Origin of the sequence: Streptomyces sp. NBC_01233, from assembly GCF_035989305.1 — a bacterium.
Taxonomy (GTDB): domain Bacteria; phylum Actinomycetota; class Actinomycetes; order Streptomycetales; family Streptomycetaceae; genus Streptomyces.
Genome location: NZ_CP108514.1, coordinates 1,320,244 through 1,344,520 on the forward strand (window position 1 = coordinate 1,320,244; position 24,277 = coordinate 1,344,520).

The window sequence follows — 24,277 nt, forward strand, 5'->3', positions numbered from 1 at the left end:
GCCTGCGTTCGTGCCTGCGCTCGTGCGTGCGCCCGGCCCCGGCCCGCGGCGGCGATGCGGCATGATGTCGCCATGGGGACCCAGGGGGAGAACGCCCGACTGATCGCCGGGCGTTACCGGCTGGATGCCAAGCTCGGCCGCGGCGGCATGGGCATCGTGTGGCGCGCCACCGATCAGCTGCTCGGCCGGTGCGTCGCCGTCAAGGAGGTGGCCCTCGATCCCGCACTGTCCGAGGACGAGGCCCGGCTCCAGCGCGAGCGCACGCTCCGCGAGGCCCGCGCGGCGGCTCAGCTCAAGCACCCGCACATCATCGTGGTGCACGACATCGTCGAGGACGACGAACGCCCGTACATCGTCATGGAGCTGGTCGAGGGCGGCTCCCTCGCCGACCGGCTCTCCCGGACCGGACCCGTGGACCCCGCGGAGGGCGCCCGGATCGGGATCGCCCTGCTCGGCGCCCTGCGCACGGCGCACGCGGCGGGCGTGCTGCACCGGGACATCAAGCCGGCGAACGTCCTGCTCGAGGCACCGGGCGGCCGGCCCGTCCTCACGGACTTCGGGATCGCGCAGGTGGCGGGCGCGACGACGCTGACCTCGACCGGGGCCTTCGTCGGATCCCCGGAGTACACCGCGCCCGAACGGATGTCCGCGCAGACGCCGGTGGGGCCCGCGTCCGACCTGTGGTCGCTGGGCGCCCTGCTCTGCGCGGCGGTGAGCGGCGCGTCCCCGTTCCGGCGGGACTCGCTCGGCGGGGTGCTGCACGCGGTGGTCTACGACGAGATCCGGCCGCCCGCCGCGTGCGGGCCGCTGCTGCCGGTGGTGCAGGGGCTGCTGGAGCGGGATCCCGCCGAACGGCTCGGCGCGCGGGAGGCGGAGCGACTGCTGCGGGCGTACGCGGCGGCGGCACCCGAGTACACGCCGACGCAGGACGTGGCCAGGCCCGCCGTACCCGCACCGGCGCCGGTACCGCCACCGGCACCTCCGCAGGCGCCGACGCCGAATCCCGTGCCGGCGACGGCGCCCGTGACCGCCCCCGCGGCTGCGGCCCCGGCCTCCCCTGCCCCCGCCGCCCCCGGGAAGCGGCGGCCGGGTGCCGCGCTGATCGCCGGCCTGCTGGTGGCCGCGATCGCCGGGGCGGGCGTCTCCGCCGCCGCGCTGCTCATGAACGACGACGAGCGCCGGGGACAGGCCTCCACGAGCGGAGCGGCCGGCGGCCACAGCTCGGCCCCGGACACGGCCACCTCCCCGGCCCCCGCACCCACGACCCTCACGCCCACACCCCCCATGCCCTCCCCCGACGGCCCCGGCGAGCGGACCGGCACGGTGACCCCGCCGGCGCCGCAGCCGGTTCCCCCGCCCTCCGACGACAAGGGCGCCCCGGCCGGCTACCGGGTCGCCGAGGACCCCGAGGGCTTCTCGCTCGCCGTCCCCCTCGGCTTCACGCGCAAGGTCGACGGTCCCCGGATCTTCTACGTGTCCCCCGGTGAGACCTTCCGCATCGGCATCAAGGTGGCCGATCCGGAGTCGGGCGGGCCGCTCGCCGTGCATCAACGCGCCCACGCCAAGGGGCCGTCCAACAACCCCGGCTACCGGGACGCCGAGGTCGCGGCCAGCACGCACAACGGCCACGAGGCCGCCCTGTGGCTGTTCACCTGGAACGGCTTCTCGGCGGCCGAAGGCCCCCGGCACACCCGCGACCTGTGCTGGGAGGAGGGCGGCCGGCTGTACGACGTGTGGGTCTCGTCGCCGGTCGGACGTTCCGGCGAGGCGCGGGGCTACTTCGACACGGCGGTGCGGACCTTCGTGCGGACCGGCTGAGCAACGGACCGGGACGACACCGGAACCGGGACGACGCCGGACCGGCTGCACTGATCTGCAGCTTCCCGGCCCTGGGCGCGACGATGTGACGGAGTGACGGGTCCGGCGGCGTGCGGCCGGCACCTTCTAGACTGGGGTCACATGTCCGACTCCCTCCCCCTCGCCGAAGCGGCCGCCGAACCACCCGCGGGCGAACCACCTGCCGAGCCACCGGTCGCCGTCCTGGCGGCGATGCACCGGCCGCTGCGCTTCCTGGGCTCGTGGTGGCCCTGGCGGTGCTGGGCGTACGCGGGCAGCGGGTTCCTCATCGGCTATCCGGTCCTGGTCCTCCTGGGACTGCTCGTCCCTTTCGGATCCGGCTCCCCCGGCTACCGCTGGGAGGGGCCCCCGGGACCGCGCACGACCGACGGGAGGATCCTCGGCCGCCGGGAGCGCGCCACGACGCGGGTGGGGCGCGGGGGCGCGGCGACCGTGCGGGACCAGAGGGCCAGCAGCACCGGGAGCGCCAGGTAGCCGAAGCGGCCCGCAGGGGCCAGCAGGAAGGCCGTGGTGAGGCCGATCGCCAGCCGGTCCGCCGCCGCGACCAGCGTGCGCGGGGGCCGGAGCAGCAGCGAGAGGGCCACGGCCAGGCCGCCCAGCACGAGCAGGGCCGTCGTCAGGTACCAACCCCAGGAGCCCAGTTCGGCCAGCACGTGGCCGGGGAGCGGACTGCCGGCCGGGGTCGCGACCTCCGCCCGCCCGGTGGGGAAGACGAAGACCTGCCGCCACAGCTCGCCCGGCTGGAGCAGCGCACCGGGCAGCACCAGCAGGGCCGTGCCGCCTGCCGCCGTCAGTCCGCAGCGCACCGCCGACCGCCCGCCCCGGCAGACGGCGAGCAGGGCCACCGCCACGGCCACCGCGGGCAGCGCCGTCCACTTCAGCGCGCACGCCCCGGCGAGGGCCGCGCCCGCCACCACCGGCCGGCTCGCCGCCGCGGCGGCGAGCGCAAGGCAGCACAGCCCGGCCAGCGGCAGGTCCACCCCGCTCACGGCGAGGGGCATGGCCACCAGCGGCGAGGCCACCAGCACGGGAAGCAGCGGCGACCGGGCCGCGCCGAGCAGCCTCCGCCCGGCCCACAGGCCGGCGAACAGGGCCGCCGCGCACCAGATCCGGGCATCGCCCAGCAGCCGGACGGCCCAGCCGTCCCCGCCGCCGAGCAGGGCCCTCGGGATGCCGAGCAGGGCCGTGCCCGGCAGGTACGGCGTGTACTCCTCGACGGCCGCGGGCCGGTCGACGTAGAGCCGGCCGGACTCCAGCAGGAGCCGCCCGGACCGTTCGATGACCATCACTTCCGACTGACCCCGGCCGGTCAGGACCAGCCACAGCAGCGGTACGGCGACGGCGCCGAGCAGTGCGGCGGCGAGGGCGGTGCGGCGGCGGCCCAGGGCGGTGGCCACGGCGGCGACGAGGTACCCGCAGGCCGCGCACCAGCCCCACAACCGGTGGGGCTCCAGCGCGGACAGGAGCGGAAAGGACAGCGCCCAGGCAGCAGCGAGCAGCCAGCCCGCGGTCCAACGGGCGGTACGGGAAAGGGTCATGGCCCCATTCCAGCCGCGCGGCCCCCACCGGGTCTGCACGCCCAGGTGGACACTTCGCGGTGGGGTTTTCCCTACCGTCCCCGCCCGGCGGGCACGCGAAAGGGGCGCGGCCCCAAATGGCCGCGCCCCTCACGGAGTCGTCACTCGAAGGCTCAGGCCTCCGGGGAACCGCCGAAGCGCTCGCGGTAGGACTCCAGGTCCTCCTCGGTGACCCGCGCGAAGAGCACCGGCGGCACGGTGAACGGCGTACCGGCCGGGACCGCGTCCAGGGACCTGGCCTGCTCCGGGGTGACCCAGGCGGCCGTGTCGCCGGCGAGCTCGAAGGAGGAGCGCATGGCGCGCGCCGAGGCCGGGATGAACGGCTCGGAGACCACCGAGTAGAGGTGGATCAGGTTCATCGCGGTGCGCAGGGTGAGCGCCGCGCCCTCCAGGTCGGTCTTGACCTCCAGCCAGGGGGCCTTCTCGTCCAGGTAGGCGTTGCCGGCCGACCACAGGGCGCGCAGCGCGGCCGCCGCCTTGCGGTACTGGAGGGACTCCATGTGTCCCTCGTACTCGGCCAGCAGCTCGGCGATCTGCTCGCCCAGCTTGGCCTCGACCTCGCCGGCGGGGCTGCCGGCGGGGACCTCGTCGCCGAACTTCTTGCGGGAGAAGGTCAGTACGCGGTTGACGAAGTTGCCGAGCGTGCCGCCGAGGTCCTTGTTGACCGTGGCCGCGAAGTGCTCCCACGTGAACGAGGAGTCGTCGGACTCGGGCGCGTTGGCGATGAGGAAGTAGCGCCAGAAGTCGGCCGGGAGGGTCTCCAGCGCCTGGTCGGTGAAGACGCCGCGCTTCTGCGAGGTGGAGAACTTGCCGCCGTAGTACGTCAGCCAGTTGAAGGCCTTGACGTAGTCGACCTTCTTCCACGGTTCGCGGGTGGCCAGTTCGGTGGCGGGGAACATCACCGTGTGGAACGGGACGTTGTCCTTGGCCATGAACTGCGTGTAGCGGACGTCCTCGGCCTCGTACCACCACGACTTGTAGTCGCGGTTCGCCGGGTCCAGGTCCGACCACTCCTTGGTGGACCCGATGTACTCGATCGGGGCGTCGAACCAGACGTAGAAGACCTTGCCCTCGGCGGCCAGGTCGGGCCAGGTGTCGGCCGGGACCGGGACGCCCCAGTCGAGGTCACGGGTGATGGCGCGGTCGTGCAGGCCCTCGGTCAGCCACTTGCGGGCGATGGAGGAGGCGAGCTGCGGCCACTCCTCCTCGTGCTCGGAGACCCAGGCCTCGACCTCGTGCTGGAGCTTGGACTGCAGGAGGAAGAGGTGCTTGGTCTCGCGGACCTCCAGCTCGGTGGAGCCGGAGATGGCCGAGCGGGGCTCGATCAGGTCCGTGGGGTCCAGGACGCGGGTGCAGTTCTCGCACTGGTCGCCGCGGGCCTTGTCGTAGCCGCAGTGCGGGCAGGTGCCCTCGACGTAGCGGTCCGGCAGGAAGCGGCCGTCGACCGGCGAGTAGACCTGCCGGATCGCGCGCTCCTCGATGAAGCCGTTCTCCTGGAGCCTGCGCGCGAAATGCTGGGTGATCTCGCGGTTCTGCGCGGAAGAGCTGCGGCCGAAGTAGTCGAAGGACAGCTCGAAGCCGTCGTAGACCGCCTTCTGGGCGTCGTGGGCCTGCGCGCAGAACTCGGCGACCGAGATGCCGGCCTCCTTGGCGGCGAGCTCGGCGGGGGTGCCGTGCTCGTCGGTGGCGCAGATGTAGAGGACGTCGTGGCCGCGCTGGCGGAGGTACCGGGAGTACACATCCGCCGGAAGCATCGACCCGACCATGTTGCCCAGGTGCTTGATCCCGTTGATGTACGGAAGCGCGCTGGTGATCAGGTGTCGAGCCATCCTCGGATGCTCCATTTCCTCTGTGCGGTACCACGTGACGTGACGGATTGTGAGTGCGGTTCATCGTATCGAACCGCCGAAAGGCCACGCGCCGCATTTGTTCATGGGGGACATAACGCAAAAGCGAGGGCAGTGACCTCTCCGTCACGGCCCTCGCGATCGGGCCCATGCTACAGGCGGGCGGCAGGGCACCGGACCGGAGGTCCGGCGGCACCGGCAGCGGGCATATGCATACGTGCTGGCTGGAGCCCCGCGCGATCGAGATCGATCACGGTTCGATCATCACCGACGCAATGCTTCCAGCTTTCTTCTCTGCGCCCTCCGAGTGCGCCCGCGCTGCTTTCCTGTTCTGCGCACAGGGGATGAGGTGGAGCGGTGAGCGATGGCGGACCGGAGGAGTCCGGTGGGGCCGTGGGACTGCCGAGCCGGCGTCGGCGGCCGACTCCCATGAGCCGGTGGGATCCGACGGCGCGCCTGTCGTACTGGGCCTTCCACGCCAATCGGCGGCCCGCGTACATGCGCTTCGCGTATCTGCAGCTGGGTTCCGACGCGGCGGCGGAGGAGGCGGTGGACGCCACCTTCGACTCGATCATGGGCGAGTGGCTCCGGATGCTCCACATGGACCGCCTCGACGCGTACGCCTGGACCGTGCTCAAGCAGTGCCTGGTCGACCGGCAGCACCGGCGCCACCCCTGGCAGCAGCAGCCCGAGCCGATGGACATCAGCGCCTTCGAGGCCGCCCTCAGGGAGGCCCACGCCGACCAGTACGAGGTGCTGACCGACACCATCCGCTTCTACTCCGCCGTCTCCCGGCTCGCCGAACGGCAGCGCGACGCCGTCCTCCTGAGGTACGGGCTCCAGTGCACCCCCGGGGAGGCCGCCGCGGTGATGGGTGTCGACGAGGCCACGGTCCGCTCCCACCTCGGCCAGGCCCACCGGCGGCTCGCCCGCCTCCTCGACACGTCCGCCGAACCAGCCGAATCAGCCGGCTCATGAAGCGGTACGAGCCCCAGGAGCGGCAGGACGGCGACCCCACCCCACGTTCGCTCGCCGATTTCCTCGCCCGGGCTGGCGTCCGCGACCGCTACCGGTACTACGACCTCGGCGCGGCCGAGGCCCGGCTGCTGCGCGCGACACCGCACGGGCCGGTCCCCGGGCACCGGGCCCGGCGCCGGTCGGCCTACGGCTGGAGCGACCCGGCCCGGGACTGCCCGCTCGACGCCGAACGGGCGCGGCGCGACCTCAAGGCCGTCTGCCTGGCGTCCGTGTGCGCACCGAAGGCCGGGGCGCACCTCGACTCCTTCCGCCTCGGCGGGCACACCGACCTGGCCGGCGCGGTCGTCTTCGGCTGCCTGCTGCACCTCGCCGGGCTGCGCGAAGGCGCCCGCTTCTGGTGGCAGTTCGCCGCCGGTTCCGGGAGCCCGCCGACCGCCGCGGCCGCGTACTGCCTCTTCCTCGACCACTCCCGGCGCGGTGAGCACCACGACGCCCGGCACTGGGCGCGCGAGCTGGGCCGCCGCGGCTTCCGGCCGGGCGGCCGGCGGGACCTGCGGGAGGTCCGGCTGTGCGCGCAGGCGGCCGTCCTGCGCCACGTCGACCAGTTCGAGGACCCCGACCTGGGCGCGGTGCCCCTGCCGCGGCCCGGGCTGTCCGCGGTGCTGACCGCCTTCCTGGCGCCGCCCGTCTCCGTGACCGCGACCGTCCCGGCGCCGGTGGCCCCGGTCCGGCCGTCCGCAGGACCGATGCGCCACCCGGCACTGACGGCGGCGGCCCGCGGGACCGTCGTCCAGGACGGGACGGGCGAGGCCCTGGCGGAGGCCCGCCGCGCGCTGGCCGTCGTACGCGTCCTGGAGCAGCACCCCCTGGGGGTGCGGGCCGCCCGGCTGGCACGGGAGTCGGGCCTCGCCGAGGCGGAGCTGCGCCGGCTCCTGTCGATGCTGTGCGAGGAGGAGTACGCGTACCGCGCGGGCGCGGGGGTGTACGGGCGCGGACCCGCCCTGGACCGGCTCGCCGCGCCCGGCGGCCACGGCCTGGCCGGCCAGCTCCAGCGCACCCTGGCCCTGGCCCGGGACAGCGCGGGCGCCGCGGTGTACCTCAGCCGGTACGCCGACGGGGAGGTCCGGATCACGCAGATGGCGGACGGGCCCGCGACCCCGCCGGTGCGGGAGTGGGTCGACTTCCGGGCCGCCGCGCACGCCAGCGCGGTCGGCAAGTGCCTGCTCACCCAGCTCGACCACGACCGCCGCGCCGACCACGTGGCCCGGCACCGGCCCGCCCGGCTCACCCCGCAGACCATCACCGACAGCCGGGCCCTGTTCTCCGCCCTGGACGCGGTCGCTCCGGGCGCGCCCGTCTTCGACCTGCTCGAATACTCCCCCGGAGTCGTCTGCTCGGCGGTCCCGATCGCCACCGGCGACGCGGCCGGGAGCCTCGCGCTCTCCCTGCCCGCGACCCACGCCCGCCGACTGCCCGAGGCCACCGCGGCCCTGCGCCGCAAGGCCGTCCCGGTGCTCCTCGCACTGCTCCTGACCGGCGCGATCCCCCCGGACACCCCGGCCCCCGCGGACGCTCCCGCCGCAGAGCCCCCGGCACAGCCCCCGCCGATGAGGGCCCCGGTCACCCCGGAGACCCTCCGCCACCTCCGGCGCCTCTTCCGCACCCCGCTGACCGGAGCCACGGCCGCCGCGGCCGGCCCCCACCTGGTCAGCGACACCACGACCGCGGCGGCCTACCTCTTCGACGCCGCCCCGCACACCGACCGGCCCCGCCTCTCCCTCCCCCACACGTTCACCTCGGTCACCCCGGGCAGCCTGACCACCCCGACGGGCCTGGTGGTCCTGGGCACGTGAACGGTCCGGAGCCGGCCTCGGCTCAATGCCCGGGAGCGGCGTGGTGCGTGGATTCGCGCAGCCTGGTGAACGCGTCGCGGACCATCGAGGCGATCAGAGTGCGGCGGGCCGAGAGGAACGCGTCGTACGGCAGGTGCTCCCAGTCGTCCGGGAGCGCGTGCCGGTAGCGCTGCCGGGCCGACCGGTCGCCGCGTCGGTGACGGCGAACGTGGCGTCGGTGGGCCGGAAGGCGAGGCGGATCCGGCGCGTGGTGGAGTCGTCCCGGAGTACGGCGGCACCGGTGTTCACGGCAGCCCGGCCATGGCGTGCGGTTCCTCCATGGAACGGGCGACGGCGGGCACCCGGAGGCTGTCCGACCCTTCCGTCGCACCGAGCGGCCTTCAGCTCGGCGCATCACTCCCCAGAACGACGAAAACCCCACCGAAGTGGGGTTCTCGCTTTGTGTCCGAGGGGGGACTTGAACCCCCACGCCCGATAAAGGGCACTAGCACCTCAAGCTAGCGCGTCTGCCATTCCGCCACCCGGACCAGGTGGTCGGCCCCGGTTTCCCGCGGCGACATGGACAACAATAGCAAAGGATCGGCGGGGCTCCGACCACTTATCCGCGCGGCGGGCGTCCGCCACGCCGGGCTGACCTGCAGGCATGCACCTACGGCCCTAGCGAGACGGAGTGTCTCGCTGGGGTCGGGCGGGGTGGGGCCGCGGCGCTCCGGGACTTCCGGATGCCGATACCGGCTGGACATCGGGAATGCCGGGCGGTCGGATGACTGCGCACACATCCGGGGGGAGCCGCGCATGGAAACCGAGCACCGCGTCAGCACGCTGGAGCTGTTCTTCGACCTCGTCTTCGTCTTCACCATCACGCAGTTGACGGTGCTGCTGGCGGACGACCTGACCCTGCGGGGCGCGGGGCAGGTGGTGCTGATCTTCACCGTGCTGTTCTGGATGTACGGGGGCTACGCGCACCTGACCAACCAGGTGCCGCCGGACCGGACCGTCCGGCGGATCCTGCTCATGCTGGCCATGGGGGCGTTCCTGGTGTGCGCGCTGGCCGTGCCCACCGCTTTCGGGGCGGGCGGCGTGGCCTTCGGACTCGGGTACCTGCTGGTCGTCCTGGTGCACAGCGCGCTGTACACGCAGGCGCACGGGCGGGGGGGGTGCTGTGGTTCGCGCTGCCCAACGCGCTGTGCGCGCTGTCGGTGACCGCGGCCGGGTTCTTCGACGGTGTACCGGCCTGGGGGCTGTGGATGCTGGCGCTGCTGCTGCAGTTCGCGACGCCGGTGGTCGTACAGCGGGTCGCGGCGAGCGGCTCGGCGGGGGCCGAGGCGGAGCCGGAGGCGCCCGAGCAGACGGTCGGCGACCAGCTCGGCGGGATGAATGCGGCGCACCTGGTGGAGCGGCACGGCCTGCTGCTGATCATCGTCTTCGGCGAATCCGTGATCGCGATCGGCATCGGCGTGGGCTCGCTGCCCCTGTCCCCCGGGATCGCCGGGGGCGCCTTCCTGGCCCTGACCGTCGCGTCCGCGATGTGGTGGATGTACTTCGTACGCGACGAGGGGCGGGCCGAGGAGGTCTTCGAGCGGACTCCGCCCGAGCGGCGTTTCAAGCTGGCGATGGTCGCGTACTACTACGCCTTCCTGCCCATGCTCCTGGGCATCGCCGTCTTCGCGGCGGGCGTGAAGAAGACGATCGGCCACCTGGGCGAGCACCTGCACACGGGTCCGGCGGTCGCGCTGGCGGGCGGGGTCGCCCTGTACCTGGCCGGGGACCTGGCCTTCCGGGCGGCGCTGGGCATCGGGTCGGCCCGTTACCGTGCGGCGGCCCTGGTGCTCTCGCTGGCCACCGTCCCCGTGGGCACGGGGTGGGCGGGAGCGGGCCAGCTGGTGGCGCTGGCGGTCGTCCTGGTCGGCGCGCTGGCAGCCGAGGGCCGCCGCTCCCCCGCCGGGCCGGCACAGGGAACGGCGGCGGAAGCCGTCACGGGCAGTGGATGACCTGGCCCGCGTAGGAGAGGTTGCCGCCGAAGCCGAAGAGGAGGACCGGGGCGCCGGAGGGGATCTCGCCGCGCTGGACCAGCTTGGACAGGGCCATGGGGATGCTGGCGGCCGAGGTGTTGCCGGAGTCGACGACGTCGCGGGCGACGACGGCGTTGACGGCGCCGATCTTGGCGGCGAGCGGCTCGATGATCCGCAGGTTCGCCTGGTGGAGGACGACCGCGGCCAGGTCCTCCGGGGTGATCCCGGCCTTCTCGCACACCTTGCGGGCGAGCGGAGGGAGCTGGCTGGTGGTCCAGCGGTAGACGGACTGGCCCTCCTGGGCGAAGACCGGCGGCGAGCCCTCGATCCGGACCGCGTTGCCCATCTCCGGAACCGAACCCCACAGCACCGGGCCGATGCCCGGCTCCTCGCAGGCTTCGACGACGGCCGCGCCCGCGCCGTCGCCGGTGAGCACGCAGGTGGTGCGGTCGCTCCAGTCGGTGATCTCGGTCATCTTGTCGGCGCCGATGACCAGGGCGCGGGTGGCGGAGCCCGCGCGGATGGCGTGGTCGGCGGTGGCCAGGGCGTGGGTGAAGCCCGAGCAGACGACGTTGATGTCCATCACGGCGGGGCCGCCGCCCATGCCCAGCTTGGCTGCGACGCGCGCGGCCATGTTGGGCGAACGGTCGATCGCGGTCGACGTGGCGACCAGGACGAGGTCGATGTCGTCCGGGGTCAGGCCGGCGCCGGCCAGCGCCTTGCCCGCAGCCTGGTAGGCCAGCTCGTCCACCGGTTCGTCCGGGCCCGCCATGTGGCGGGTGCGGATGCCGACGCGGGACCGGATCCACTCGTCGGTGGTGTCGACCATGGCCGCGAGGTCCTCGTTGGTGAGCACTTTCGCGGGCTGGTAGTGCCCTAGCGCCACCACGCGTGAACCGGTCATGGGCGGGGTCCCCCCTTGTACGGAAGTCAGGATCACCCAGCTTTGCCTGCTACTGGTGGGTACGTGTGCGTGTGACCCGACAGGATTCCGGCCCCGGATTTTGGAGCTTCCCGAGGATCCACCTGCCGGGGGCGTCGCGGGAAGCGGAACCGGGAGAATGAGGTTCGTCGGATACCGGCGAGAAACTGAAGGGGAGGGCTGATCACCATGGGACGGGTCACCGAACGCCGTCGCGTCGTCCGGATCCGGAACGGCAAGGCGGGTGTCCGCCCGGACACGCTGGTGGCCGAGGAGCCACTGGAGATACGGCTGAACGGCAAGCCGCTGGCCATCACGATGCGTACGCCGGGCGATGATTTCGCGCTGGCGGTGGGCTTCCTGGTCAGCGAGGGAGTACTGGGAGCCGCATCGGACGTCCAGGCCGTCACCTACTGCGAGGGGGCGACGGAGGACGGCTCGAACACGTACAACGTGGTCAGCGTGCAGCTGGCCGCCGGGGTCCCCGTGCCGGACATCACGCTGGAGCGGAACGTCTACACCACGTCCTCCTGCGGTCTGTGCGGCAAGGCCAGCCTGGACGCGGTCCGCACGGCGACCAGGTTCCCGGGGATCGCCGCCGACCGGGTACGGATTCCCGCGGAGGTGCTCTGCGCGCTCCCGGACCGGCTGCGCGCGGCCCAGAAGGTCTTCGACCGTACGGGCGGACTGCACGCGGCCGGGCTGTTCACGGCTCAGGGCGAGCTGCTGGACCTGCGGGAGGACGTGGGCCGGCACAATGCGGTCGACAAGATCATCGGCCGGGCGTTCCAGGCCGGCCGGCTCCCCCTGACGGGCGCGGTCCTGCTGGTGTCGGGCCGGGCCTCCTTCGAACTCGCGCAGAAGGCCGTGATGGCGGGCATACCGGTACTGGCGGCCGTCTCCGCGCCGTCCTCGCTGGCGGTGGACCTGGCGCTGGAGTCGGGCATGACCCTGGTCGGCTTCCTGCGCGGGCCGGACATGAACATCTACGCGGGCGAGGAGCGGATCGCCCTCCAGCGGGTGCCCTGACGCCGCGAGCCCGGCCTGATCGGCACGACACCGCTCAGCGCTTGCGGCGGCCGCGGCGGGCGGAGGCGACGGACGGCGAAGGCTCCTTGGGGGCCGGGGGGTCGATGCGGTGGAGGTCCAGGGTGGCCGGGAGCGGGGTCGTGCCCGGGCCGCCGGACTCCGCCCAGGCGATGATCTCGTCGGTCGCGGTGTCGTCCAGGGCCCAGCCGAACCAGGTCGCGCGTGCGCCGCGGCGCCGGGCTTCGGTGGTGGGCTGGACGACGATCACGTTGGCCTGGGCGCAGGGGCCGAGGCAGTCGCTCGTACGGACGGCCAGGCGGCCCCCGGAGGCGGCGGCGGCCTCGCGCAGCCGGGCGAGTTGACCGGCGTGGTCGGAGCCGGGGTTCTTGCGGGGATCGCCGCAGCAGCAGCCGCGGCAGACCACCAGGGTGCAGGGGCGTTCGGCGTGGGCGGCGAGCGGGCGTATCCAGGTCACCACCGCACGTTATCGGGCCTGGCCGGTGGGCTGTTGGGCTGCGGGCGAGACCTCCGCCACACGGTCGGCGGCGGCCTCGGGCTCCCCGTGCTCGATGGGCGCGGTCCGGGCGCGGCGGCGGGCGAGGACCGCGCAGACCATCAGCTGCATCTGGTGGAAGAGCATCAGCGGGAGCACGGCGAGGCCGGCCTGCGCCCCGAACAGCACGCTGGCCATGGGGAGTCCGGCGGCCAGGCTCTTCTTCGACCCGGCGAACTGGATGGCGATGCGGTCCGCGCGGCCGAAGCCGAGGCGCGCCGACCCGTACCACGTGACGAGCAGCATGACGGCGAGGAGTACGGCCTCCACCAGCAGCAGGGCGCCCAGCCGCGGGAGGCTGACGCGGTGCCAGATGCCCGCGGCCACGCCCGCGCTGAAGGCGGCGTAGACGACGAGCAGGATCGAGCCGCGGTCGACGTGGCCGAGGACCTGCTTGTGGCGGACGAGGAAGCCGCCGGCCCAGGGGCGCAGGGCCTGCCCGAGGAGGAAGGGCAGCAGCAGCTGGAGGGTGATCTTGAGCAGGGAACCTGGGGAGAAGCCGCCCGCGTGGCTGCCGAGGAGGCCGGCGGCGAGGAGGGGGGTGAGGACGATGCCGGCCAGGCTGGAGAAGGAGCCGGCGCAGATCGCGGCGGGCACGTTGCCGCGGGCGATCGAGGTGAAGGCGATGGAGGACTGAACGGTCGAGGGGACGAGGCAGAGGAAGAGCAGGCCGCCGTAGAGCGGCTGGGTCAGGACGCCGGGTACGAGGACGCGGGCGGCCAGGCCGAGGAGCGGGAAGAGCAGGAAGGTGCAGGCGAGCACGGTGAGGTGCAGCCGCCAGTGGCGCAGTCCCCCGAGGGCCTCGCGGGTGGAGAGCCGGGCGCCGTAGAGGAAGAAGAGCAGGGCCACGGCGGCGGTGGAGGCGCCGTCGGCGACGGAGGCGGCCGCGCCGCGGGCGGGGAGCAGGGCGGCGAGGCCGACAGTGCCGAGCAGCGCCAGGACGTACGGGTCCAGGGGCAGCCGGGCGGGGAGGTGCGGGCGGCGCATGCGCGGGGTGCTCACTTGCTGTCGGGGCGGGTGGCGCCCGGGCCGACGGACCCGGGCGCGGTGCTGCCCCCATCGTCGACGGTGGAGCGGTCATCGGGAAACCCGTACACCGCACTCACTGTCATCACGCCCTGCGATGGCAGGTGGGTGTCACACCTCGTCGGCCGCCGCGGGGGGCGCGGGCGCCGGGGCGGGCGCGGGGGTGACGGCGGCGATCAGGACCGGCGCGAGGTTCTCCTTGCGCATCCGCTGGTCGACGTAGAGCAGGGTGATGACCAGCTGGGGGAAGCCGTACTGGAACACCGCGCTGATCAGGCCGCCGACCAGCGAGGCGATCGTGTACACGACGAGCCCGAAGATCAGCTGGCTCACATCCACGTCGGACCCGTCCCCCGCCATCAGGGTCGGGAAGAGCGGGATCATGCCGACCGTGCTGAAGGGCATCTGGATGATGTAGCCGACGGCGCCGGCCACGAGGTACCCGAGCATCGTGATGCCGAACACGCGCCACCAGTCACCGCTGACCAGCCGGGAGGAGCGCCGCAGGGCCGCGACGGGGCGGAGTTCCTCGCACACGGCGGCGGCGGACGCGAAGCTGAACCGCGTCATGAGCCAGACCGCGACGGGCATGTAGAGGAAGACGCCCAGGAACAGCAGGGAGAGCGCGACGGCCGGCGGCTCGGAATCGTCGACGGACATGACGATCAGCGGCACGCAGATCGCGTAGAGGACGAGGAGCGGACCGCCCACGATCAGCCCCGTGAGCAGCACGGTTCCGAGCACCGACGGCAGCCGGGACCGGCTGCGGCGCCACATCGCGCCGAAGGTCGTGGGCCGGCCGAGCACGGCCTCCTGCGTCACCGCGGGACACAGGGCGCTGATCATCCCGGCGCAGAGCGTGACCACGACCAGCAGGAGCACGACGACCGGTACGAAGGAGAGGAACAGGCCCGCCACGTCCGCGCCGTCCGGGCGGTCCCCCGGCGGGAGGTCGAAGACGGCGGCGAACCGGTCCTGCACGGCGGCCACGGTGGCGCCGATCCCGGCGAGCACGACCAGGATTCCGATGCCCTGGACCGCGAGCATGACGCCGATCAGGGGCTTCGCGTACCGGCGGAAGACGGCGAAGCCGCCGTTGAATATCTCGCCCATGGTGAGCGGGTGCAGGGGTATGACGCCGGGCTGTGGTGGCGGCGGGAGCGGCGGCTGCCAGCCGCCTCCCCACTGCGGATTCGGCTGTCCCGGGTACGGTCCCGGCCCCATGTGGTGCGACATCAGTTGTCCCCCTCGAAATGAAGGGACACGGTAACCCGGCGCACCACGCACGGCGCAGCCGCCCCCCGGCTCCGTGGACGGCTCGTGCGCAGGTCAACGGCCGTGACGGGGAACGGCGTCCGCGGGAACGGCCGAGACACCCCTGGCATCGGCGGTATGTACGACCCCGTCCAGCTGCGTACGTTCCTCACGGTGGCCCAGACGCTCAGCTTCACGCAGGCCGCGGGGCGGCTCGGCGTACGGCAGTCCACGGTCAGCCAGCACGTGCGGCGGCTGGAGGAGGCGACGGGACGGCCGCTGTTCGTCCGGGACACGCACAGCGTGGAGCTGACGGAGGACGGCGAGGCGCTGCTCGGCTTCGCGCGGACGATCCTGGAGGCGCACGAGCGGGCGGCGGCCTTCTTCGCGGGGACGCGGCTGCGGGGGCGACTGCGGTTCGGGGCCTCGGAGGACTTCGTGCTGACGCGGCTTCCGGAATTCCTGGAGGGCTTCCGTCACGAGCATCCCGAGGTGGATCTGGACCAACCCTGCGGCGACCCCGGCGGCAACCCGGACGGCACCGCCGATGTCGCACGTCAGAGGCATGGGGAGCATGGTCACTGGGGAGGTGTTGTGGAGGTATCCGATTGCTGATCAACCCCCCTTGACCGTGAGGTACGTTCGCCGCGGCGCGCGGAGAGGAGCGGGGCCTTGCGCGAGATCACCGTCCCACCGGTCGTCACGGCCGCGCCCGTCGGCGGACTGGCCGACGTCGTCTTCCGGCACGCCCACGAGGAGCCGGACCGGGTGGTGCTCGGCCGCAAGACCGACGGAGTCTGGCGGGACGTCACCTCCGGGGAGCTGGCCGCCGAGGTGCTGGCGCTCGCCAAGGGGCTGCTGGCCCAGGGCGTGCGCTTCGGGGACCGGGTCGCCGTCATGTCCCGTACCCGGTACGAGTGGACCCTCTTCGACTTCGCCCTGTGGGCGATCGGCGCCCAGCCGGTCCCCGTCTATCCGACGTCCTCCGCCGATCAGGTGCACTGGATCCTGTACGACACCGACTGCACGGCCTGCGTCGTCGAGGACGAGGACCAGGCGATGACGGTGGGCTCGGTCATCGACCGGCTCCCCCACCTGCAGCGGCTGTGGCAGCTCGACGCCGGGGCCGTGGAGTCCCTCGTCGCCGACGGCCGCGGGGTCGCCGAGGACGTCGTGCACCGCCATCGCCGCGCCGTGACGCCGGACGCGACGGCCACCGTCATCTACACCTCCGGGACCACCGGCCGGCCCAAGGGGTGCGTGCTGACGCACGCCAACTTCATGTACGAGGCGGACACCCTGGTGACCAGCTGGGAGTCCGTGTTCCAGGGCAGGCAGGGCGAGCAGCCGTCCACCCTGCTCTTCCTGCCGCTGGCCCACGTCTTCGGGCGGATGGTGGAGGTGGCCGCCGTCCGGGCACGGGTCAAGCTCGGTCACCAGCCCGTGCTGGCGGCGGCCGAGCTGCTGCCGGATCTGGCCGCGTTCCGGCCGACCTTCGTGCTCGGCGTCCCGCACGTCTTCGAGAAGGTCTTCGCGGCGGCCCGCCGCAAGGCGGAGGCGGAGGGGCGCTCGGGTCCCTTCGACCGGGCGGTGGAGACGGCCGTACGGTACGCGGAGGCGCGCGAGCGGAAGGCCTTCGGCATCGGGCCGGGGCCCTCGGCCGGGCTGCGGATGGAGCACCAGCTCTTCGAGAAGCTCGTCTACGGGAAGGTCCGCGAGGCGATGGGCGGCCGGGTGCGGCACGCCATGTCGGGCGGGTCTGCGATGTCGCGCCGCCTCGGGCTGTTCTTCGACGGCGCCGGGATCACGGTGTTCGAGGGGTACGGCCTGACCGAGTCGTGCGCGGCGGCCACCGCGAACCCGCCGGGGGCGACGAAGTACGGCACGGTGGGCCGGCCGATCCCGGGCAGCGCGGTGCACATCGCGGACGACGGAGAGGTGTGGCTGCACGGCCGCCACGTATTCGCCGGGTACCTCAACGACCCCCGCGCCACGGAGGCGGTGCTGCACGGCGGCTGGCTGGCGACCGGGGACCTGGGGCGGCTGGACGAGAGCGGCTACCTCACGATCACCGGGCGCAAGAAGGACATCCTGGTGACCTCCAACGGCAAGAGCGTCGCGCCGGCCGCGCTGGAGGAGCGGGTCCGCTCGCATCCGCTGGTGTCGCAGTGCGTGCTGGTGGGCAACGACCGCCCGTACATCGCGGCCCTGCTCACGCTGGACATGGACGGGATCGCGCACTGGCTGTCGATGCGCGGCCGGCCGCAGCTGCCGGCCGCGGACCTGGTGAACGACCCCGAGCTGGCGGCGGAGGTCCGCCGGGCGGTGGTGGCCGCCAACACCCTCGTGTCGCAGGCGGAGGCGATCCGCACCTTCCGGGTGCTGGGCGAGCAGTTCACGGAGGAGCGGGGACTGCTGACCCCCTCGCTGAAGCTGAAGCGCCGGGCGATCGAGAAGGCGTACGCGAAGGAGGTCGCGGCCCTCTACGCGTCCTGAGCGGGGCCGGGGGCACGGCGCGTCCGTCCACGCCCGGCGTTCACCCCGGACGGGGCGTGGGCTTGGGTGTCATCCGGCGGGCGGCGGAGCGCAGCGAGAAGGCCATCACCACCTCGAAGACGCCGAGCAGGACCAGCCACAGTCCCAGCAGCCGCGTCAGGGCGACCGCGGAGTCCACCGGGAAGCAGAGCACGACGATTCCGGCGACGACGCCGAGGGCGCCCAGGCCGAAGGTCAGGCCGCGGTGCACGAGCGAGCGGTCGGCGATGGCCACGTATGCCGTGAGCACTCCGGACATCAGCCAGAACACCCCGACGATCAGGGACAGCGCGCCGATCGTCTGCATCGGATGCCGCAGGACCAGGACGCCGGCCAGGAACGCCAGCAGGGCGACCAGGACGCCGGCCAGTCTGCTGCCGCCGTCGTCACGGCTGTGGGAGAAGGCGGAGACGAAGCGGAAGCCGCCCGCCACCAGGAGCTGCAGACCGATGATCACGGCCAGGATGTGCAGCGTCTCGTCGGGCCAGACGAGCACCAGAATGCCCGGGATCAGGGTCGCGAGGGCGAAGCCGAGTGCCCAGTGCCACGAGTTTCCGAGCTGCCCGAGGACGTCCTCTGGGTCGCTCTGCGGGTGCTGCGCCGCGTCGGAGGGTACGGTCATCACGCCTCCCGGGACAGCCGGACGGCACGCAGGGGTACCACGAGCCGCCGGACATGCTTGTTACCTTTCCGATCCACCTTAGTCGGATATGTCAGGTTTTGCCGCGCCGAAGGCGGGTCCACACACCGAGGCCGGGGACCGGGGTGGAGCACCTCGTCGGCACCCCTTGGCCGCGATCACCCCGTCATCACGGTCACCGCAGGTCTGGACACCTTCCCGACCGCCCCTTCATCGAAACTGACGGTCCGTCACTTCTCTTTGCCGCTGATATTGACGGTGCGTCAGGTCACGCACAGAATGCGGGGATTCCGACCGGAGGGGATCCCCGACATGTTGCGACCGATCCGCACCCTGGCCGCCGCGGCGGCGGCCCTCGCGCTCGTCTCCGCCTGCAACTCCGCCTCCACGAACGGCGCCAGCCCCGGCAAGCCCGGCGACGGCCCGGGGAACTCCCGCGGGGTCACCGCCGACTCGATCAAGGTCGGCGGCATCGTGTCGATGACCAGCGCCAGCGGTTACAGCAAGAAGGACACCGATCTCGGCGCCAGGGCCCGCTACATGAGGGCCAACGCCGAGGGGGGTGTCAACGGCCGCGAGATCGACTACCTCGGCGCGGAGGACGACGGCCAGGACCCGGCCAAGAACATGGCGGCCGCCCGCAAACTCATCCAGCAGGACAAGGTCTTCGCCGTCTCCCCCATGAGTTCGGTGACCTTCTCCGGCGCCGACTTCCTGGAGCAGGAGAAGGTCCCCACCTTCGGCTGGGGCACCCTGCCCTCCTTCTGCGGGCCCAAGTACATCTACGGGTTCAACGGCTGCCTGGTCCCCACCCCCGGCGGCACCCTGAACCAGACCTGGCCCGAGGGCATCGCCGCGATCCTCGGCGGAGCCCGGGGCAGGTCGGTCGCGGTCATCGCCAACGACAGCGACGCCGGGAAGTTCGGCATCCGGACCTTCCAGCAGGGCTTCACCAGCGCCGGGTTCACGGTCTCCTACGCCAAGGCCTCCGTACCCGCCACCGCCGTCCCGAGCGACTGGTCCGCGTACGTGAAGGAGATCCTGGAGAGCAACGGCGGCAAGGCCCCGGACGCCGTGGTCTCCGTGATGCAGACCCCCAACAACATCGGGCTGTTCACCGCGCTCAAGCGCAGCGGGTACAAGGGGCTGCTCTCCGACCCGACCGACTACGACCCGGGCCTGCTCGCGAAGGACGCCACGAAGCAGGCGCTCGACGGAGTGCACGTACTGCTGCAGTTCCAGCCCTTCGAGTCGGCGGATCCGAAGATGGCTCAGTTCAAGGCCGACATCAAGGCGGCCGCGGGCGGCCAGGACGTGCCGCTCAACATGCACATGTTGACCGGGTACATGTCGGCCGACCTGTTCGTCTCCATCGCGCAGAAGGCGGGCAAGGAGCTGACCGTCGAGTCCTTCCAGAGCGCCGCGCAGGGCTTCTCCGACACCGGCACGCTCGTCGGCGACCGGGCGGAGCCCAAGGGGCAGAAGGACAGCTTCGGCTGCGGAGCGCTCGTACAGCTGAAGAACGGTGCGTACGAGGTCTCCGTCCCGTTCAAGTGCCACGAGCCCATCCCCTTCAAGTAGGGCTGCGGCATGGGAGATCTGCTCGTCTTCGTGCTGAGCGGTCTGGTCTCCGGCGCCCTGTACGCACTGCTCGCCACCGGGCTGGTGCTGTCGTACTCGGCGTCCGGACTGTTCAACTTCGCGCACGGGGCCACCGCCTACCTGTGTGCGCTCACCTTCTACGAGCTGCACTCGGGCCTGGGCTGGCCGGCGGTCCCGGCGGCGCTGCTGGTGGTGCTCGTCCTGGCCCCCGGTCTCGGCTGGGGGCTGGACCGGCTGATGTTCCGGCGTCTCGCGCGGGTCGGCGAGACGGCCCAGATCGTGGCGACCATCGGACTGCTGGTGGCGCTCCCGGCCGCCGGACTGTGGGCGGTGGACCTGCTCGCGGACGCGGGCGCGCCGGTGAAACCGGCGGAGAACCAGTTCGGGCTGCCGGGGGTGGGGCCGAGCCCCGCCCGGTCCTGGCAGCTCGCGGAGGGCGTCGGCATCGACTCCGACCAGCTGATCACCTGGGTGGTGACGGCTCTGGTGGCGGTCGCCCTGTGGGTGCTGATGCGGCACACGCGCCTCGGGCTGCAGCTGCGGGCCGCCGTCGACAACCGCTCGCTGACCGAGCTGCGGGGCATCAGCGCCGACCGGCTGTCGTCGGTGGCGTGGATGATCGCGTCGGGGCTGGCCGGGCTGGCGGGCGTGCTGGCGACGCCGCTGCTGGGCCTTTCGGCGCACGACTTCACGCTGTTCCTGTTCGTGTCGGCGACGGCGGCGGTCATCGGGCGCTTCGCGTCCGTGCCGCTCGCCTTCGCGGGCGGGCTCGGGCTGGGGGTCCTGCAGAACCTGGTGGCCGGGTACGCGTCCTTCGCCGAGGGCATCACGGGCTTCCGCACGGCGGTGCCCTTCCTGATCCTCTTCGGCGGGCTGCTGGTGCTGACCCGCAGGGCCCGGACGGCGGGAGTCGCCGCCGTGGACGCGCCGCCCGTCGACCACCTGGCGGGAGCCTCGTGGGGACGGCGGTGGGGGGTGTGGGCGGCGGGCGCCGGGCTGCTGTGCGTGGCGTTCTACACCGTGACCACCCCCTTCTGGAGCGGGCTGCTGGCGCAAGGGCTGGCCATCGCGCTGGTGTTCATGTCCTTCACGGTGGTGACCGGGCTGGGCGCGATGGTGTCCCTGGCACAGGGCACCTTCGTGACCGGAGCCGCGCTCGTCGCCGGGCTGCTCATGAGCCGGGTCTGGCCCTTCGTGGCGGCGCTGGCGGTGGGCACGTGCGTGGCAGCCCTGCTGGGGGCGCTCGTCGCGCTGCCGGCACTGCGGCTCGGGGGCAGATCTCTGGCCCTGGCCACGCTGGCGCTGGCGTTCCTCGCCGACCAGGTGCTCTTCCAGCTGAGGTGGCTGCGCAACGGCGACTCGGGGTGGTCGGTCCCGCGGCCGGTGTTCGGGCCGGTGGACCTCTCCGACGACCGGGCGCTGGGGGCGGCCCTGGTGGTACTGGTCGCGGTGGTCGCCGCCGGGCTGAGCGCGCTGCGGAACTCCCCGTCGGGGCGGGCGATGCTGGCCGTAAGGTCGGCCCCGGCGGCCGCGGTGGCTTCGGGGGTGTCCGTGCTGCGGACGAAGCTGCTGCTCTTCACCCTGTCGGCGGGGCTGGCCGGGTTCGGCGGCGTGATGTACGCCTCGTACAACACCCGGATCACGGCGACGGACTTCACGGCGCTGACGGGGCTGGTATGGCTGGCGGTCGTGGTGGCGGCGGGCGTGCGGAGGCCGCAGTACGCGGTGGTGGCCGGGCTGGTGTTCGCGGTGGCCCCGCGGCTGCTGTCCGACTACGTGACGGAGTCCGCGCACCTGCCGGTGATCCTCTTCGGGCTGGCGGGGCTGGCCCTGGCCAATGACCCGGACGGGTATTGCGCGGCGGTGCCGGTGCGGCTGGCGAAGCGGCGGGCGGTGGGCCCTGCGGGCGGCTCGTCCCCCACCCCGCCCCTTCCCGAAACCGGGGGCTCCGCCCCCGGCCCCCCGCCGGACGCTGCGCGCCCGGTGCCCTCAAACGCCGGGCGGGCTGGAATTGCCGCGCAGGAGCGGGGTCCGGGGCGGAGCCCCGGGGAACGGAGGAAGGGCGGGGTGGGGGAAAGCCCCGCAGGGCCCGCCCTGGAGCTGCGCGGCGTCACGGCCGGGTACGACGGGGGGCTGGTCCTGCACAGGGTCGACCTGGAAGTCCGCAAGGGGGAGATCCTCGCCGTGCTCGGGCCCAACGGGGCCGGGAAGAGCACCGCGTGCCGGGTGGCCGCCGGGCTGCTGCCGGTCACGGGCGGCGCCGTGTTCGTCCGCGGGCGGGACGCCACCCGCGACGGCCCCGTGCGGCGGTCGCGGGCCGGGGTGCTGCTGGCCCCCGAGGGCCGGGGGATCTTCCCCTCCCTCACCATCGAGGAGAACCTGGCCCTGTACCTCGGGGAGGCCGACGCCCGGGCCGCCGTCTACGCACGCTTCCCCCGGCTCGCGGAGCGCCGCACGGTGGCCGCCGGAGCGCTGTCCGGCGGGGAGCAGCAGATGCTGGCCCTGGCCCCGCTGCTGCAGCGGCCGCCCGAGGTGCTGATCGCCGACGAGCCCTCGCTCGGGCTCGCCCCGCGCGTGGTGGAGGAGGTCTACGCGCTGCTCGCGGAACTCCGCGACGCCGGGACCGCGCTGCTCCTGGTGGAGGAGAAGGCGGCCGGGATCCTCGGGATCGCCGACACCGTGGCCTGCCTCTCCCAGGGCCGGGTCTCCTGGTGCGGCCCCCGGGCCGAGGTGGAGGCGGACCGGCTCACCGAGGCCTACCTGGGAATCGGGACGCGCGGAATCGGGACGCGCGGGGTGGGGACGAGCGGGGTCGGGACGAGCGGGGTGGGGACATGAGCGGCTACGTGCTGGAAGCCAGTGGTGTCAGCGTCCGCTTCGGCGGGGTCAGGGCGCTGACCGGGGTGGACCTCGGCGTCCGGGCGGGCGAGGTGTGCGGGCTGATCGGGCCGAACGGGGCCGGGAAGACCACGCTGTTCGACGTCCTGTCCGGGATCCGCCGGCCCGACCAGGGGCGGATGCTGCTGGACGGCGCGGACATCACCCGCCGCTCCCCCGTCTGGCGGGCCCGGCACGGGATGCGCCGGACCTTCCAGCGCCAGCAGTTGTTCGGGCAGCTCAGCGTGGCCGACAACGTGCTGGTGGCGCAGGAGTGGCGGGGCGGCGGGGGCGGGCTGGCCGCCGATCTGCTCGCCCTGCCGGCCCGGAGGGCCCGGGAGCTGGCCCGCCGGGCCCGCGGCAAGCGGGTGCTGGCCGACTGCGGGATCGGCGCGCTCGGGACCTCGTACGCCGGCGGGCTGCCCGTCGGGCAGGCCCGGATGGTCGAGCTGGCCCGCGCGGTGGCCGATCCGCCGCGGGTGCTGCTGCTGGACGAGCCCGCGTCCGGCATGTCGGCGCCCGAGCGCGAGCGGCTCGCGACGGTCGTGCGGCGGCTGGCGGCCGAGGAGGGCTGTGCGGTGCTGCTGGTCGAGCACAACGTCGCCTTCGTGATGGACCTCTGCACGCGGGTGGTCGTACTGGACCTCGGGGCGGTGCTGGCCGAGGGCACGGCGGCCGAGGTGCGGGCGAACCCGCTGGTGCGGGAGGCGTATCTGGGGGCCGCGTGAGGGCTGCGCGAGGGCCGTGTGCGGGGCCGCGCGAGGGGCTCCGCCGATGGCGGGAATACGTCGTACGAGGGCCCGGTTGTCGCCCCTCGTACGACGTTGTACCGCCGCCGACGCGAGGAACCACCAGACGTGAACCAGCAGGTCCCCACCATTCAGCTCAACAACGGCAGCCTCATGCCCCAGCTCGGCTTCGGCGTCTGGCAGGTGCCCGACGCGGAGGCGGAGCACGCCGTCGGGACCGCTCTGGAGGCGGGTTACCGCAGCATCGACACGGCCGCCGTCTACGGCAACGAGAAGGGCACCGGCAAGGCCGTCGCCGCCTCCGGGGTGCCGCGCGAGGAGCTGTTCGTCACCACCAAGCTGTGGAACGGCCGGAAGCAGCGGTGGGGCCGGGACGAGGTGCTGCGCGCCTTCGACGACTCCCTCGGCAAGCTGGGCCTGGACCACATCGACCTGTACCTCATCCACTGGCCGCGCCCAATGCGCGACGACTTCGTCGCCATCTGGAAGACCTTCGAGGAGATCGCGGCGAGCGGCCGCGCCAAGGCGGTCGGCGTGTCGAACTTCCGCCCGGAGGACCTGGAGCGGCTCGCCGCCGAGAGCGCGCTGGTGCCGGCCGTGAACCAGGTCGAGCTGCACCCGCTCTTCCCGCAGGCCGAGCTGCGCGCCGTGCACGCCGCGCGCGGGATCGCCACCGAGGCCTGGTCCCCGCTCGGCCAGGGCAAGGAGCTCCTCACCCTCCCGGCGGTCGCCGCGCTCGCCGACACGTACGGCCGCAGCCCCGCCCAGGTGGTGCTGCGCTGGCACCTCCAGCACGGGAACATCGTGATCCCGAAGTCCGTGACCCCGGCGCGCATCCGGGAGAACCTGGACGTCTTCGACTTCGAGCTGGAGGCCGCCGACGTCGCCGCACTGGACGCGCTGGGCGCGGGCGCGGCGGGCCGACGGATCGGGCCGGACCCGGCCGAGTTCGACGTCTGAGGGCGA

Annotated in this window: 15 protein-coding genes, 1 tRNA gene and 3 pseudogenes; 11 read left to right on the top strand and 8 right to left on the bottom strand. The window is 73.3% G+C overall.

What is annotated here, in order from left to right; genetic code table 11:
* Positions 1 to 72: 72 nt before the first annotated feature.
* Positions 73 to 1,818 (top strand): serine/threonine-protein kinase, encoded by a 1,746-nt coding sequence (locus OG332_RS06495; protein ID WP_327412543.1) that lies wholly within the window; start codon positions 73 to 75, stop codon positions 1,816 to 1,818.
* Positions 1,819 to 2,186: 368 nt separating this feature from the next.
* On the opposite strand, the gene OG332_RS06500 is transcribed toward OG332_RS06495, so the two are convergent.
* Together OG332_RS06500 and metG are read right to left on the bottom strand one after the other, a co-directional pair.
* The gene (locus tag OG332_RS06500) at positions 2,187 to 3,395 is read right to left on the bottom strand and encodes a glycosyltransferase 87 family protein (protein ID WP_327412544.1); all 1,209 of its coding nucleotides are present in this window, start codon (positions 3,393 to 3,395) and stop codon (positions 2,187 to 2,189) included.
* 152 nt (positions 3,396 to 3,547) lie between these two features.
* Positions 3,548 to 5,263, bottom strand: a complete 1,716-nt coding sequence (gene metG / locus OG332_RS06505; RefSeq protein ID WP_327412545.1) for a methionine--tRNA ligase — start codon at positions 5,261 to 5,263, stop codon at positions 3,548 to 3,550.
* Between the two features lie 375 nt (positions 5,264 to 5,638).
* Between metG and OG332_RS06510 the strand changes: the two genes are divergently transcribed.
* Together OG332_RS06510 and OG332_RS06515 are read left to right on the top strand one after the other, a co-directional pair.
* Positions 5,639 to 6,259: a sigma-70 family RNA polymerase sigma factor gene (locus OG332_RS06510; protein WP_327412546.1), complete on the top strand. Its 621-nt coding sequence runs from the start codon at positions 5,639 to 5,641 to the stop codon at positions 6,257 to 6,259.
* A 746-nt stretch (positions 6,260 to 7,005) separates the two neighbouring features.
* Positions 7,006 to 7,791, top strand: a pseudogene (locus tag OG332_RS06515) (IclR family transcriptional regulator domain-containing protein); the annotation flags it as partial.
* A 763-nt stretch (positions 7,792 to 8,554) separates the two neighbouring features.
* Here OG332_RS06515 and OG332_RS06520 read toward each other — a convergent pair.
* Positions 8,555 to 8,639, bottom strand: a tRNA-Leu gene (locus tag OG332_RS06520).
* Between the two features lie 268 nt (positions 8,640 to 8,907).
* Here OG332_RS06520 and OG332_RS06525 point away from each other — a divergent pair.
* Positions 8,908 to 10,103, top strand: a pseudogene (locus OG332_RS06525) (low temperature requirement protein A).
* On the opposite strand, the gene OG332_RS06530 reads toward OG332_RS06525, so the two are convergent.
* A complete protein-coding gene (locus OG332_RS06530; RefSeq protein WP_327412547.1) occupies positions 10,087 to 11,028 on the bottom strand; it encodes a beta-ketoacyl-ACP synthase III in 942 nt (313 codons plus the stop codon). The pseudogene OG332_RS06525 and the gene OG332_RS06530 sit on opposite strands and share 17 nt — an antisense overlap.
* A 207-nt stretch (positions 11,029 to 11,235) precedes the next feature.
* Here OG332_RS06530 and fdhD point away from each other — a divergent pair, with 207 nt between their 5' ends.
* Positions 11,236 to 12,075, top strand: coding sequence for a formate dehydrogenase accessory sulfurtransferase FdhD (fdhD, locus tag OG332_RS06535; protein ID WP_327412548.1), 840 nt, complete (start codon positions 11,236 to 11,238; stop codon positions 12,073 to 12,075).
* 34 nt (positions 12,076 to 12,109) lie between these two features.
* On the opposite strand, the gene OG332_RS06540 is transcribed toward fdhD, so the two are convergent.
* The 3 genes from OG332_RS06540 to OG332_RS06550 form a co-directional block, all read right to left on the bottom strand.
* Positions 12,110 to 12,550: a (2Fe-2S) ferredoxin domain-containing protein gene (locus OG332_RS06540; RefSeq protein WP_327412549.1), complete on the bottom strand. Its 441-nt coding sequence runs from the start codon at positions 12,548 to 12,550 to the stop codon at positions 12,110 to 12,112.
* 9 nt (positions 12,551 to 12,559) lie between these two features.
* Positions 12,560 to 13,615 (bottom strand): bile acid:sodium symporter family protein, encoded by a 1,056-nt coding sequence (locus tag OG332_RS06545; RefSeq protein ID WP_327412550.1) that lies wholly within the window; start codon positions 13,613 to 13,615, stop codon positions 12,560 to 12,562.
* Between the two features lie 150 nt (positions 13,616 to 13,765).
* A complete protein-coding gene (locus OG332_RS06550) occupies positions 13,766 to 14,767 on the bottom strand; it encodes a hypothetical protein (RefSeq protein WP_327412551.1) in 1,002 nt (333 codons plus the stop codon).
* A gap of 279 nt (positions 14,768 to 15,046) precedes the next feature.
* Between OG332_RS06550 and OG332_RS06555 the strand changes: the two are divergent.
* Positions 15,047 to 15,412, top strand: a pseudogene (locus tag OG332_RS06555) (LysR family transcriptional regulator); the annotation flags it as partial.
* Positions 15,413 to 15,580: 168 nt separating this feature from the next.
* Complete coding sequence (locus OG332_RS06560) at positions 15,581 to 17,404, top strand: AMP-dependent synthetase/ligase (RefSeq protein WP_327412552.1); 1,824 nt, start codon at positions 15,581 to 15,583, stop codon at positions 17,402 to 17,404.
* A gap of 40 nt (positions 17,405 to 17,444) precedes the next feature.
* On the opposite strand, the gene OG332_RS06565 is transcribed toward OG332_RS06560, so the two are convergent.
* The gene (locus OG332_RS06565; RefSeq protein WP_327412553.1) at positions 17,445 to 18,065 is read right to left on the bottom strand and encodes an HdeD family acid-resistance protein; all 621 of its coding nucleotides are present in this window, start codon (positions 18,063 to 18,065) and stop codon (positions 17,445 to 17,447) included.
* 330 nt (positions 18,066 to 18,395) lie between these two features.
* Here OG332_RS06565 and OG332_RS06570 point away from each other — a divergent pair, with 330 nt between their 5' ends.
* From OG332_RS06570 to OG332_RS06585, 4 genes are all read left to right on the top strand, one after another.
* Positions 18,396 to 19,664: an ABC transporter substrate-binding protein gene (locus OG332_RS06570; RefSeq protein WP_327412554.1), complete on the top strand. Its 1,269-nt coding sequence runs from the start codon at positions 18,396 to 18,398 to the stop codon at positions 19,662 to 19,664.
* Positions 19,665 to 19,673: 9 nt separating this feature from the next.
* Positions 19,674 to 22,523, top strand: coding sequence for an ABC transporter permease subunit (locus OG332_RS06575; protein ID WP_327412555.1), 2,850 nt, complete (start codon positions 19,674 to 19,676; stop codon positions 22,521 to 22,523).
* On the top strand, positions 22,520 to 23,290 hold the full coding sequence (locus OG332_RS06580) for an ABC transporter ATP-binding protein (protein ID WP_327412556.1): 771 nt from the start codon (positions 22,520 to 22,522) through the stop codon (positions 23,288 to 23,290). Before OG332_RS06575 ends, OG332_RS06580 begins: the two co-directional genes overlap by 4 nt.
* Positions 23,291 to 23,464: 174 nt before the next feature.
* Positions 23,465 to 24,271, top strand: a complete 807-nt coding sequence (locus OG332_RS06585) for an aldo/keto reductase (RefSeq protein ID WP_327419130.1) — start codon at positions 23,465 to 23,467, stop codon at positions 24,269 to 24,271.
* Positions 24,272 to 24,277: the final 6 nt, after the last annotated feature.